Consider the following 13,116-nt stretch of genomic DNA (forward strand, 5'->3'; position numbering starts at 1 on the left):
CATACCTTCTTCCGCTATGAGTGCAGGAGGACACATGATGGACATGGTTCGCAGAATGCGTGAAAATCGCGCTTTGCTCCTTGCCAAAAGGGAAAAAAGGAAGAAAGTGATTAGCGCATATAACTCTGATGCAACATATTCGGAAAAATCAATCCACTCAGATTCCAATTTGACTGATACGGATTTGATTGAAGTATTTCAGGAGATTCGTAAAAGCAAGACTTTTGAACGCAAATTGGTTATGACAAAAACCGTTGGTGTCATGATTGCCATGTTTATCCTCGTTGTGGTAGTCATATTGATATATGCGTAAATATTTCAGCCTACTTCAATCGTGGCAAACCATCGTGTTCTGTATAGCGCTCGGTCTCTTTACGTACACAAGTTATCGCACTGCAAACCTATCGTTTACGTATGACGAAAGTTCGACCGTTTTAGAATATGTAGGGCGAACATACGCCTACATTTTCACGCGGGCTCCAACAGCTACAAACCATCTGCTGAACTCCGCGTCAGCGAAATTCTTCAGTTCAATCTTTCCTGCCAGCGAATTTGTTTATCGTCTTCCAAATCTGTTGGCGCATTTGGTTTACATGCTGTTTTCGGCACTTCTAGTTTCCCGCTTACGTACTGCAGAAAACACTTTCAAGATCTTTGGTTTCGTTCTGCTGAACTTCAATCCATATCTACTGGATTTCTTTTCGTTAGCACGCGGCTACGGTCTTGCGGCATGTTTTACGATGGCAGCAATCTACTTTCTCTTCCGCTATCATCAATCGTCCAATCGATCACCGCTATTTGCATGTTTGATTTCCTGCAGTTTGGCAGTACTGAGCAATTTTACCTTACTCAATTTCCTTCTTGCTATTAGCTGCTTCATATTTATTGACGAATGCTTTAAAACATACAACGGCAGACGATTTTCATCGTTGGTCATAAATGCAGGTTTCGTCCTTCTAACGGTGTTCTTTCTTTCGTTAATAATCTATTCTCCCATCCATGAGCTCGTTTCAAAGAACGAACTGTTCTTCGGAGGCGAAACCGGAATATGGCAAAACACCTTACTGTCCGTGATCCAAAAATCCACTTACAGCGATGATCAGCAGAAAAACTCCTTGGCTGTATTGGTTTTCCTAGTCATGTTGGGTTTATCGTGGATCTTAGCATTACCGCAAGTAACTTCTCGAAACAATTTCGGGCTTAAACTTTTACTCCTCATCTCCATTATTCTATTTGGACTGTTGGCGCAAAACATGCTTTTTGGAACAAGATTCATTCAGGAGCGCACGGCACTTTTCCTCTATCCGCTATTCATCTCAACTGTAATTTTTTCCATTCATGAATCAACATTTTTGCACTCATGGGTGAAGAATACCATGGTTGGAATATTTGCCTTTATCATGTTTTCAAATACGCTTGCTAGCGCCAATCGCAACCACACACTCGATTGGAGTCACGAAGCAGACATTAAATTCCTTATGCACCAAATTGAGAACGAAAAGCGACCATATCAAACCAACTTTGTAGTGGACTGGCCTTATGGCGTAAGTTGTCAGTTTTACAGAGAATTGCTTGGGTATTCTTGGCTGAAAGTTGTAGAAAATCCGAGCTCGCTACCGTACAGGATTCCCGAAGAAGATAAGTTATCGATTGATCATGTAGACGTAGAATTGGTAACGGACACTTCACGGCCATCGATCAAAACCAGCATTGAAAAACGCCTTCAGTTTGGCAACGGATTATGGCTTTTGACACACAGAAAGCCTGATGTAACGGAGAAAGTGGTTGCGCGCAAATGGCAATCGAATAACGAATTCATTGATGGTGAGGAATATGTGACGCTGTACAACACCAACCTTAGTGAAGCGTGGAACACAGATTCCTTATTGAACTTTCGTGTTACGCTGAAACTAAAACCAAAATGTTCTTCAGACCTGAGTGAAATATGGTTGGTCTGCGAAATTGACCAACAACGGATTGTTGTCGAAAATTGCTCATCGCAAAAGGATACGAACGGATTCCACGAGCTAAATGCATTCTACAGACAATCACGGAGTCTGCACACGGGTTATTTGAACATATATCTATTCAACCCACAAAAAGCAAAGTTGGAATTAACTGATTTTGAATTTGTGTCGATGAATTTAAAGGGCTTCCATCAGCCACCAGATCAACCTAACTGACCAAACTGACTCTCAACGATTTTCGAAGACGATTGTTGAAATATCTTTGATTACCTGAGCCTGTTGTTGCCAATCATTTCCTCTGGTCATAACGCATAACAGATAAGGAGATTTGTCATCGTATATGATTCCACAATCGTGCAATTGTTTTATATCTGAGTCTACCGAACCGCGTTCTCCGAACTTACTTGAAACGATAGTTCCCTCAGGAAGACCAGCCCTTAATCCATCTTTGAAGTTGGAACGAGACAATATTTCAAGCGCCAATTGTGAATTTTCCTGCGACAGATAAGTTGAGTTATAGAGTATTCTGAAAAATGACGAATACTCCTTTATAGTAAGGAAATCATCAGGTGTTGAAGCATTCGGTTCTTCCATACCAAGATCAGCCCAGAGAACTTTTGTGAATCCAGCGGAAACCAACTCCCTCAAAATAAGATTCTTGGCATTATTATCAGATTTTATAATCATACGCTCCAACAAATCAAGCACGCGATAACTTTTGCCTAATTCAATCATTTCATCGCTGATGTTGGCCGTATATTCATCAATAGACTCCGAATCAAAAACAATTTGCTTTTGTAGGAATTCAGGTTTAACTTCTGAATATTTTAAGGCTCCAATCAGAAAAGTGACTTTAAGAAGGCTGGCTGGAGAAAATACTTCTTTCTCATTTATCCCTATCCACGGTCCATTGTTCAAGTCTCTGTAATAAACAGAAATAGAGTTCACTCGACCATCATGAATTATCTCCTTAGTGAATTCATTCAACTTGGATCTAAGCTGTTTGTCTTTCAGCGCATCAGACGGAGTGTAGCTGTCACACTCGAGCAAGGGATTGATGAACTTATGTTTTCCAGGAACGCGCGTCTCTTGAGTTTGTGCAGAAACAGGCCGAGATTCAACGTTTTCTTTCTTAAGCAGCACTCCCGAATGCCCAACGTAAAACGAGGCTATCGCTACTGCGACAATTAACCCTACCACTCCAATCCATCTAGCCATTCTACCAAGAAAATATAATGCGAAATTAATGCAGGTTTCTCAACGATTTTGACAGCCAATTAACCAATGGAAATAAAAAAAGCATCTTCGCAAATGCGAAGAGGCTTTTCCAATTTTCGACTGATAGGATTACATCATTCCTCCCATACCGCCCATTCCTCCTGGCATACCACCTGGCATACCTCCACCTTCTTCAGGTTCATCAGCCAACACACACTCGGTTGTCAGCAACATTCCTGCAATGGAAGCAGCATTCTCAAGCGCTACACGGCTTACTTTGGTCGGGTCAATGATTCCGAATTTATACATGCTTCCGTACTCATCTGTACGTGCATTGTAACCGAAATCGTCTTTTCCTTCTTTCACCTTCTGAACTACGATACTTCCTTCCAAACCTGCATTAGCAACGATCTGACGAAGTGGTTCTTCAATTGAACGAAGAACGATATCGATACCTGTCTTCTCATCAGCATTCACTGGCTTGATCTTGCCGATAGCTGCAATGGTTCTCAGGTAAGCAACTCCTCCACCAGGAACGATTCCTTCTTCAACCGCAGCACGGGTTGCATGAAGTGCATCATCCACACGGTCTTTCTTCTCTTTCATTTCAACCTCAGTTGCAGCGCCAACATAAAGCACAGCAACACCTCCAGCCAACTTGGCCAAACGCTCTTGCAATTTCTCCTTGTCGTAATCTGAAGTAGTTGATTCAATCTGTGCTTTTATTTGTCCAACACGGGCTTTGATTCCAGCAGCTTCTCCTCCACCGTTCACAACAGTTGTGTTGTCTTTGTCGATGGTGATTTTTTCAGCCGTTCCAAGGTCAGCAAGTGTAGCGTCTTCCAACTTCAGACCTTTCTCTTCGCTGATAACGGTTCCACCTGTAAGAATGGCGATGTCTTCCAACATGGCTTTTCTTCTGTCACCGAATCCTGGAGCCTTCACAGCAGCAACTTTCAGCGACCCTCTGATCTTGTTCACCACCAATGTGGCCAATGCCTCACCTTCCACTTCTTCGCAGATGATCAACAATGGTCTTCCACTTTGAGCAGCTTTTTCCAACACAGGAAGCATTTCCTTCATGTTGCTGATCTTCTTATCGTGGATAAGGATGTATGGATTCTCAAGAACCGCTTCCATCTTCTCAGCATCTGTTACAAAATATGGCGATTGGTAACCACGATCGAATTGCATTCCTTCCACAACATCAACAGTTGTTTCAGTTCCTTTTGCTTCTTCAACAGTGATAACGCCTTCTTTTCCAACTTTACTCATTGCCTCAGCAATCAGTTTACCGATTGTTGCATCGCTATTTGCAGAGATTGAAGCAACTTGCTCAATCTTAGCTATGTCATCACCAACAGATTTAGACATTTTATGAAGCTCAGCAACAACAGCTTCAACTGCTTTGTCGATACCTCTTTTCAAGTCCATTGGGTTTGCACCAGCAGCCACATTCTTCAAACCAGTTGTAACGATTGCTTGCGCAAGAACGGTAGCGGTTGTAGTTCCATCACCGGCAACATCATTGGTCTTAGAAGCAACTTCCTTCACCATTTGCGCGCCCATGTTTTCAACCGCGTCTTTCAACTCGATCTCTTTTGCCACGGTCACACCGTCTTTGGTCACTTGTGGAGCACCGAATTTCTTGTCGATGATCACGTTTCGACCTTTTGGTCCCAAGGTCACTTTTACTGCATTTGCAAGGGCGTCAACCCCTTTTTTCAATCTGTCTCTAGCGTCCAGATCGAACAATATTTGCTTTGCCATTTTATTTTAGATTTTTTGATTTGATGAATTAAACGATTGCGAAAATATCAGACTCACGCATGATGAGCACATCGGTTCCGTCAACAGTAATTTCTGTTCCCGCATACTTTCCGTAAAGGACCGTATCACCAACTTTCACAGTCATTGGCTCGTCTTTTTTACCTGTTCCTACAGCAACCACCTTCCCTTTTTGTGGCTTTTCTTTAGCCGTATCTGGAATGTAAATTCCTGAAGCTGTTTTTTCTTCGGCAACCGCTGCTTGAACCACAACTCTGTCGGCCAATGGTTTGATTTTAATAGCTCCCATTTTATAATTATTGATTTAGTGAATATTGTTTTGGTGACTCGCCCCTGTCACATTTTGTGCCATCGACCAATTGCAGACAATAGGGCTGAAATGATGGCATAGGCACAAAAAAAATGTCAGAATGTGTGACATCCTGACATTTCTTAAAATGTGTATTTGGAGATTATTCCACCGGAAGTGGCTCGCCTGCATCTTCGCTTTGCGCTGGCATGGCTGCGTTCTCTACTTGCTCTTGAATGGCAGATTCTTCTTGAGTCTCTCCTCTTTCAATAAAGAAGTTTGAACCAAGCGTAAGAACCATAAGGGCAATGGTAAGATACCAAGTGGCTTTTTCTAGGAAATCGCCAGTTCTTTGAACTCCGATAATTTGGTTTGACGATGAAAAATCGGAGGCCAAACCTCCACCTTTGCTGTTTTGAACCATTACTACGCCAACCAGTAGAAGGCAAACAACAATGATCAAAATGATAACGAGTGTGTACATTTTATAATGAATTCAGTTTATCGTCTATTTCTTTTAAACGGGCGGCAAAGTAAACGCTTTTCTCTGGATATTTCAAGCTAAGTGATGCATAGGCTTGACTTGCCAATTCGTATTTCTCTTGTTGGAAATAAATATCGGCCAGTGTTTCTGAAACAACCGTGAAATCTTCTTCCATGCTTTTGGATGCAACTTTCTGCGGATTGAAGAATTCTGCCCGCTTTCTCGGAGCATCTGATTGCTGCGTTAAGAAGTGCTCTATCAGCTCAATATTGCTTCGTGCAGGCACCGATCTTGTGCTTTTAGCATCTGCCTTTGTCTCTTGTTTGGAACTGCTTTTTCCCGATTCGGTAAAAGCCAACCATTCGCTGAAACTGAGTTCGTCTGGTCCGGTTTGCTCAGGTTCTTCCAATTCATTGGATTGAACCAATTCAGGAAGATCGGCTGTTTCTAGTTGATAGATGATCGGTTCAGGAATGAGGTCATACAACGATTCGTGTTCAACTTCTACCGTTTCAAGCTGCTCATCGCGTACAATTTCAAGTGGCACTAGCTCCGGAATTTCCCCTTCAACAGGTTCAATCGGTTTCGGCTTCGTTTTCTTTCTGTCGTGCAAATAATCGTGCAGCAACTTTCTGTCTGATGCCATTACCGCAGCCAACTGCAACTGATTCAATTGGTCGATGTGATTTTCGATCTGCAGATTTTTCGCAAGCATCATCTGTGCCGCTTGGAAGTATGGATAACGACTGATCACTTCGCGCAATTGCGCAATGCTATCCGCATTCATCAAAGCCGGGTTCTCGAGCCAATGGTAGAATTGATCTTGCGTCATTACCAGTTTACAACTGCTTCGTTGAAAATGTCCAATATCAATTGGTCGTTAATTTCTTCAATTAACGACTGCTCTACATCCGTAATGTTTTGTGTGGCATCAAAATCGGCAAATCGTGTGAACGATTTTTCGAAGCTCTTGGAATCATCCTTCGTGTCAGTGTAATTGACATTTACACTGATGGTGAGTCGGTTTTTGGCGGCTGTTTCGTTGCCTTGGATGGCAACTGGCTTAGTCTGATAGGCAGAAATGTAGCCTTCAAATCGAATATCTCCACCCTTATTCAATAGATCAAGATTGGATCTACTAATGAACAATTGGCGCAAGGCTTCGGTAAATGCCTGAGGCATATTGGCCGGTGCCAATGGTGCGTAAGAAGGGAAGAAATCGATGCTGACAGATTTGACCTCTGGTGAGATGCTAGCACCTGTGAAGGAATAGACTCCGCAACCCGCCCAAAGCGGGAAAATTAGAAGCACTAAAACCTTGAAATACGAAACAAGTGAAAACCTCGTCACTGCGAGGGAGGAACAACCGTGGTGATCTGTGTGATAGAAAGAGATTGCTTCGTTCCTCGCAATGACGCACTGTGTATTAGGCTTTCCGTTTCGGATTTCATATTTCGGATTTCGGATTTTCATTTATCCAAGGTTGTACTCTTTTATCTTTCGATAGAGCGTTCGTTCGGAGATTCCCAATTCTTGAGAAGCCGCTTTTCGCTTTCCACGATGACGCTCCAACGCTTTCTTGATCAATTCTATTTCACGGTCTTCGAGCGAAAGTGATTCTTCCACCTCTTCGTGTTCTTCGTAAGGCTGTTCTCCAGCTCTATGAACCTGTACTTCGTGAACGCTTGGCCCAAAATCGGAAGCGCCTGCCGGTGCAACATCTTGATGCAATCTTCTGATGGTAGACGCGTGATGCTCCGTTATGTCCTCGTCATTCTGACCCGACACGACATCAAGCACCAATTTTTTCAGGTCGTTGATGTCGCGTTTCATATCGAAAAGCACCTTATACATCAATTCGCGTTCAGAGAAATCTGTTTGTGCATCTCCACTTCCAGATGAACCTGATGCAGTTCTAACTGCTGGAAGATTAGTCTTGCCATGATCTGGCAAATAATTGCGCAGCACATCCACTCCTATCTCGCGCTCCTTTTCGATGATGGAAATCTGCTCTGTAATATTTCGCAGCTGACGGATATTTCCTGGCCAGCGATAATTCATGAGCATCACTCGCGCCTCTTCCGTCAGTCGAACACCTGGCATTCTGTACTTCTCGGCAAAGTCGCCCGCAAATTTCCTGAACAACAATGGCACATCTTCTTGGCGTTCGCGCAGGCTCGGAATGATGATCGGCACCGTATTCAAACGGTAATAAAGGTCTTCTCTGAATTTGCCTTTGCTGATAGCATCTGGAATATTGACATTGGTTGCAGCCACAATCCGAACATTGGTTTTCAATGGTTTGGAAGAACCAACCTTTATGAACTCGCCTGTTTCCAGCACACGCAGCAATCGTACTTGTGTTGACATTGGCAATTCGGCCACTTCATCCAAAAAGATGGTACCGCCATCTGCTACTTCGAAATAACCTTTTCGTGCTTCGTGCGCTCCAGTAAACGAACCTTTTTCGTGGCCGAATAGCTCTGAGTCGATGGTTCCTTCTGGTATGGCTCCACAGTTTACAGCGATGTAAGAACCATGCTTGCGCGAGCCCATCTGATGGATGATCTGCGGCAAAGCTTCCTTCCCCGTTCCGCTTTCTCCTGTCACCAACACCGAAATATCGGTTGGTGCCACTTGCATGGCTGTATTGATTGCATGATTGAGCAAAGGTGAATGCCCAATGATGCCGAAACGCTGTTTTATCTGATCAACTGTCATTACTCAAATTTCATTTTACGGCTGTTCCCAATAGCGTGGCCGATGTACAATCGTTCACGAAAACATCCACGTAATCGCCTTTTTTGAAATTTTCCTTCGGAAAAACAATCACTTTATTCTGAGGATTTCTTCCCTGAAGCATATCGTCCGACTTTTTGGATGTTCCTTCAACCAAGACTCGGAAGGTTTTTCCGAGATCTTTCTTATTGCTTTCATGCGAGCTTTTGGCCTGCACTTCAATTACCTCAGAAAGCCGTCTTCCCTTCACTTCTTCAGGAATATCATCTTCCATTTTCTTGGCCGCGGCAGTTCCTGGTCGTTCAGAGTATTTGAACATATAGGCAAAATCGAAACCTACCTGTTCCATCAAACTCAAAGTGTCTTGATGGTCTTCTTCCGTTTCTGTACAGAAACCCGTGATAATATCCGTTGAAAGTCCGCAATCTGGAACGATCTCTTTGATCTTGGCCATGCGCTCGAAGTACCATTCGCGGCTATAACCACGATTCATCAATTCAAGCAAGCGCGTGCTGCCAGATTGAACAGGCAAGTGAATGTAGGAGCAGATATTCTCGTATTCCGCCATCGCATACAGCACATCATCGTGCATATCCTTAGGATGAGATGTAGAGAAACGAACACGCAGATCAGGATTGATCTTGGCAACCATCACCAATAGTTCTGCAAAACTGACTGTTCCGCTAAGGTCGTTTCGAGCAAGAATGTCTTTTTTGAGGCCTCCTCCGCCCCACAAATAGCTATCTACGTTTTGACCTAGAAGGGTTACTTCCTTGTAGCCATCGGCAAAAAGTTGAGTGCACTCCTGAACAATGGATTCTGGATCGCGGCTGCGTTCCCTTCCTCTAGTGAATGGAACCACGCAGAAACTGCACATATTATCGCATCCACGTGTAATGGAAACGAAAGCACTGACGCCATTTCCGCCCAAACGGACTGGACTGATATCGGCATAGGTTTCTTCTCTGGAAAGCAAAACGTTGACTGCTTTCTGACCTGATTCGGCTACACGAACGAGGTTTGGAAGATCGCGGTAACTATCTGGTCCAACGACAATATCTACGAGTTTTTCTTCTTCGAGCAGTTTGGTTTTGAGACGCTCTGCCATGCAGCCCATTACACCGATAACCATATCGGGATTGTTCCTTTTGGCTTTACGGAAGATATTCAATCGACCACGGACGCGCACTTCGGCATTGTCGCGGATGGCGCAAGTGTTTACGAAAATGACATCGGCCTCTTCCATCACTTTGGTGGTTTCAAAACCTTCATCAATAAGCACGGATGCTACGATCTCGCTATCGGAGAAATTCATGGCGCAGCCGTATGATTCTATGTAGAGTTTCTTGCCTGTGCCTGTTTTTATAGGCATGTCCAAAGCTTCGCCTTGTCTGGTCTCGTCTATGTCTTTAACTGAAATATCTTGGTTCCGCATCTTAAAAAATTGGAGCGCAAAGGTACTTAAAAGAAATACGAATCTGTCAGTTTGGCAGACGATTGATAGCGCTGCGTGAGGGACGGAAGCGGCATCCTTTTTTGTTTTTCACAAAAAAGATATAGCGGACTGCCCGACCCGAATTTGCGCTGGGTTTGTGCGGTGGCGAGGGACACGCCCTCTTTCGTGAACGAACGGACTGAAGGCGAAGATGCTCAACAAAGGGTTTCGCTATTTTCGCCCTGCGAATGAGCTCACCGAAAACTGTTGATATTGTTGTGCCTTGCTTCAACCCAAGAAGCGGTTGGGAAACGATTCTTTCGGAGAGCGTGACAAAGCTGAAAAATGGCCTGCCTGAAGGCGCGCTGGGCTTGGTGATTCTGGTAAATGATGGTTCGACAAGCGGCATTTCGGAAGATGTGGTGGCGCAGCTGATGGCGCGAACGCCTGAACTGAAATTGATCGAATACCCGAAAAATATGGGCAAAGGCTACGCGGTGCGGATGGGAATTCGATCGAGCGAAGCTGATCTTCAGATTTATACAGATGTGGATTTTCCGTATGTGGAGACTTCGATATTTGAGTTTTACGGAGTCTTGTCGGAGAATGAAACGGATGTGGTGGTGGCGAGCCGCGGACAGACGTATTATGATTCGCTTTCGGCTTTCCGTAGAATATTATCGAAATCGTTGCGTTGGCTGAACGGTTTGCTGTTTGGGCTGAAAATAAAGGATACGCAAGGTGGTTTGAAGGGATTCAATGCTGCTGGTCGCGAGGTGTTTTTGCAAACGCGCGTGAACCGTTACCTGTTTGATCTGGAATTCATTCAACAGGCTTCGAAAGTTGGTCTGAGGCTGAAAGCAATTGACGTGAAACTGAAACCAGACATTATACTGCCATCGCCAAGCCCAACGATCTTGCTGAAGGAATTGAATAATTTCGTTCGACTTCTATTCTCGAGATAGTGCGGTTCGACAAACACGTTTTCTTTTCTGCTCTTGCGGTTGTATTGCTGGCCGTTCTGGTCTGTTTCCGGTTTTTTGGTGATGTGATCATGCATCCAGATGAATTTCTATTCGGTGCATCGGGCGATGGATTGAAGAATTATTTCTCGGTTGCCTATCAAGTAATTCATGGCGAAGGAACTTGGTTCCGTGGTATGCTTTATCCGTATGGCGATCATTTGATCTTTGCAGATGGCCAACCGCTTCTCACAAAAATTCTTTCGTGGTTCATAGAACCGGATGTGAACAATGGCCCGCAGATCATTGCCATTATGAATCTGCTGATGATCGGCAGCCTCGTTATCACCGCTTGGTCCGTGCATCGGCTGCTGGTTTGGAATTATGTGAATCCGTGGTTTGCGGTTCCTTTCTCGTTGACCATCGCCTTTCTAAGTCCACAGCTGGCGCGTTTCATCGGCCATTACGCTTTGGCTTACACTTTTTTCGTGCCGATGAGTTGGCTGCTGATTGCAGGATTCGCTCGAACCAATTGGCCGTGGTTGCTTTCGGCTTTCACTTCGGTTGTCGTGTTGGGTTTCGCTTTCCTTCATCCTTATTACGAATTCATTTTTGTGATTTTTCTAGGTTCCGTATTGGGTTGGGAATTGCTGATAAAGAAGTTCCGAATCGCTGACGTTAAAAACCTGCTACCACAACTGTTTGCATTGGTTGCTCCGCTTGTCCTTTTCATGCTTTATCAAAAATGGGTTGACCCGTATACTGATAGACCAACAGCTCCTTCGGGCATTTTCGATTACGTAACCACATTTCAGAGTGTGTTTGTTCCGGTGGCCGATCCATTCCGAACTCTTTTCAATTCATACTTCTTCCGAATTTTCATTCCTGGAAGCTGGGAAGGCAACGCTTACATCGGCATGGTGGCTTCGTTCACAGCATTTGCGTCTTTCTTGGCAATGGGCAAGCGATTATTTCATCGTAAGTGGAAAACGCTCTCGCATCCGATATTGCCGGAAACACTCAAAATCGTTTTCATTCCTGGAATCCTAACCTTGCTGTTTGCAATGGGTTTGTTTCACAAACTCGGACTTTATTGGCTTTCAGATTTCATCACGCCTATAAAGCAGTTCCGGTCACTTGGTAGAATTGCATGGATCTTCTACTACACGCTCTCCATTTGGACGGTTTATCATCTCTATGTCATGTTCCGCCATTTCCGCTCGGTGAACAAGGGCAAGTACGCGTATCACATTTCATTGATCATTGGATTGTGCGCCTTCCTTTGGATGTTGGACGCCATTGTAAATATCAAGCACAATAAGCTGCAGATGATCGACCAGACGGCACATGAAGCATTTTCAGATAAATATGTATCCCAATGGAAGACGGCTGGTGTTGTTATTGAAGATCATCAAGCCATTATGCCTTTGCCCTTTGCGCTGATCGGTTCTGAAAAGATAAGCCTGCAAGTGGGTCACAACAGTTCGTTACACGCCATAAAAGCTTCGTTCTCTTCGGGTCTCCCAATAGTTGGCGGTGCTTTATCAAGAACTTCATTGGATGTGACTCAAAAGTCTGCGCAACTTGTCAGCAATATCCTTTTTCCACGACCAATTCTGGACGCATTTGATCAGAACAAAAAGCTGTTGTTTCTGCAATCTGACGAACCTCTTACTGCGGAAGAACAACTGCTACTATCCAACGCAGAATTGGTGTTTCAGAATGCCGATTATCGTCTCTACTCTACCACGATTTCCAATATTCGCTCACTGTACGAGCACGCTTCATCACTTCCTGATTCAGTTGAATTTTCGCTGAGCAACTGCTACATCAAACCTTTGGAATTTGAAGATCATGCGGAAGAACTTTGGGGTTCACCAAGCTATGAAATGAGCTCGTCCGACAAGATCATCGACACGGTTTTTAGCCAGTCGGATACGTTGAATATCAGCTATTGGGTTAAGGTTGACCCGAATGCAGAACTGTTGCCAAACCGAGTTTATTCTATTGATCGTGTGTGGCAATCCGACAGAGGAATTGATAGAACTCCGAACCTTCAAGACGGCTGGCTTTTCGTTTCTGAAAACCTGATAACAGAAGCTGGCAAGCGTCATGTTTATACGATCTATGCACGAGGCGGAACACTGAGCCGAATACAATTACGGGCAGCCGATCAGACGATCATTCACCGCGAAGGAGAACAGGTCTACTTGAACAATATTCCGCTACACTGA

At 44.1% G+C, this 13,116-nt stretch carries 12 protein-coding genes; 4 read left to right on the plus strand and 8 right to left on the minus strand.

Annotation, left to right across the window (positions count from 1 at the left end; genetic code table 11):
* The first annotated feature begins 16 nt into the window (after positions 1–16).
* Entirely contained in the window at positions 17–313 is a 297-nt protein-coding gene (locus K9J17_05955; GenBank protein ID MCF8276263.1) for a hypothetical protein, read from the plus strand.
* Complete coding sequence (locus K9J17_05960; protein ID MCF8276264.1) at positions 306–2,183, plus strand: glycosyltransferase family 39 protein; 1,878 nt, start codon at positions 306–308, stop codon at positions 2,181–2,183. Before K9J17_05955 ends, K9J17_05960 begins: the two co-directional genes overlap by 8 nt.
* Positions 2,184–2,195: 12 nt before the next feature.
* Here K9J17_05960 and K9J17_05965 read toward each other — a convergent pair whose 3' ends face one another.
* The 8 genes from K9J17_05965 to miaB all read right to left on the minus strand — a co-directional run bounded on the left by K9J17_05965 (position 2,196) and on the right by miaB (position 9,920).
* On the minus strand, positions 2,196–3,185 hold the full coding sequence (locus K9J17_05965) for a class A beta-lactamase-related serine hydrolase (protein MCF8276265.1): 990 nt from the start codon (positions 3,183–3,185) through the stop codon (positions 2,196–2,198).
* A gap of 129 nt (positions 3,186–3,314) precedes the next feature.
* Complete coding sequence (gene groL, locus K9J17_05970; protein MCF8276266.1) at positions 3,315–4,955, minus strand: chaperonin GroEL; 1,641 nt, start codon at positions 4,953–4,955, stop codon at positions 3,315–3,317.
* Positions 4,956–4,983: 28 nt separating this feature from the next.
* Positions 4,984–5,262, minus strand: coding sequence for a co-chaperone GroES (locus K9J17_05975; GenBank protein MCF8276267.1), 279 nt, complete (start codon positions 5,260–5,262; stop codon positions 4,984–4,986).
* A gap of 163 nt (positions 5,263–5,425) precedes the next feature.
* Complete coding sequence (gene secG / locus K9J17_05980; protein MCF8276268.1) at positions 5,426–5,746, minus strand: preprotein translocase subunit SecG; 321 nt, start codon at positions 5,744–5,746, stop codon at positions 5,426–5,428.
* A 1-nt stretch (position 5,747) separates the two neighbouring features.
* The gene (locus K9J17_05985; GenBank protein MCF8276269.1) at positions 5,748–6,578 is read right to left on the minus strand and encodes a hypothetical protein; all 831 of its coding nucleotides are present in this window, start codon (positions 6,576–6,578) and stop codon (positions 5,748–5,750) included.
* A complete protein-coding gene (locus K9J17_05990) occupies positions 6,578–7,219 on the minus strand; it encodes a hypothetical protein (GenBank protein MCF8276270.1) in 642 nt (213 codons plus the stop codon). Before K9J17_05990 ends, K9J17_05985 begins: the two co-directional genes overlap by 1 nt.
* Positions 7,220–8,467 carry a sigma-54 dependent transcriptional regulator gene (locus K9J17_05995; GenBank protein MCF8276271.1) on the minus strand — a complete coding sequence of 416 codons (1,248 nt, stop codon included), beginning with the start codon at positions 8,465–8,467 and terminating at the stop codon, positions 7,220–7,222.
* A gap of 10 nt (positions 8,468–8,477) precedes the next feature.
* Complete coding sequence (miaB, locus tag K9J17_06000) at positions 8,478–9,920, minus strand: tRNA (N6-isopentenyl adenosine(37)-C2)-methylthiotransferase MiaB (protein ID MCF8276272.1); 1,443 nt, start codon at positions 9,918–9,920, stop codon at positions 8,478–8,480.
* Positions 9,921–10,168: 248 nt separating this feature from the next.
* Between miaB and K9J17_06005 the strand changes: the two genes are divergently transcribed.
* On the plus strand, positions 10,169–10,885 hold the full coding sequence (locus tag K9J17_06005) for a glycosyltransferase family 2 protein (GenBank protein ID MCF8276273.1): 717 nt from the start codon (positions 10,169–10,171) through the stop codon (positions 10,883–10,885).
* A complete protein-coding gene (locus tag K9J17_06010) occupies positions 10,885–13,116 on the plus strand; it encodes a hypothetical protein (GenBank protein MCF8276274.1) in 2,232 nt (743 codons plus the stop codon). The genes K9J17_06005 and K9J17_06010 overlap by 1 nt, the downstream gene beginning before the upstream one ends.

It is taken from the genome of Flavobacteriales bacterium (genome assembly GCA_021739695.1).
GTDB lineage: Bacteria > Bacteroidota > Bacteroidia > UBA10329 > UBA10329 > UBA10329.

Excerpts from the sequence above, each read along its gene's own strand:
- K9J17_05955 (MCF8276263.1), top strand. The coding sequence starts at position 17 with ATGAGTGCAGGAGGACACATGATGGACATGGTTCGCAGAATGCGTGAA.
- K9J17_05960 (MCF8276264.1), top strand. The coding sequence starts at position 306 with ATGCGTAAATATTTCAGCCTACTTCAATCGTGGCAAACCATCGTGTTC.
- K9J17_05965 (MCF8276265.1), bottom strand. The coding sequence starts at position 3,185 with ATGGCTAGATGGATTGGAGTGGTAGGGTTAATTGTCGCAGTAGCGATA.
- groL (MCF8276266.1), bottom strand. The coding sequence starts at position 4,955 with ATGGCAAAGCAAATATTGTTCGATCTGGACGCTAGAGACAGATTGAAA.
- K9J17_05975 (MCF8276267.1), bottom strand. The coding sequence starts at position 5,262 with ATGGGAGCTATTAAAATCAAACCATTGGCCGACAGAGTTGTGGTTCAA.
- secG (MCF8276268.1), bottom strand. The coding sequence starts at position 5,746 with ATGTACACACTCGTTATCATTTTGATCATTGTTGTTTGCCTTCTACTG.
- K9J17_05985 (MCF8276269.1), bottom strand. The coding sequence starts at position 6,578 with ATGACGCAAGATCAATTCTACCATTGGCTCGAGAACCCGGCTTTGATG.
- K9J17_05990 (MCF8276270.1), bottom strand. The coding sequence starts at position 7,219 with ATGAAAATCCGAAATCCGAAATATGAAATCCGAAACGGAAAGCCTAAT.
- K9J17_05995 (MCF8276271.1), bottom strand. The coding sequence starts at position 8,467 with ATGACAGTTGATCAGATAAAACAGCGTTTCGGCATCATTGGGCATTCA.
- miaB (MCF8276272.1), bottom strand. The coding sequence starts at position 9,920 with ATGCGGAACCAAGATATTTCAGTTAAAGACATAGACGAGACCAGACAA.
- K9J17_06005 (MCF8276273.1), top strand. The coding sequence starts at position 10,169 with ATGAGCTCACCGAAAACTGTTGATATTGTTGTGCCTTGCTTCAACCCA.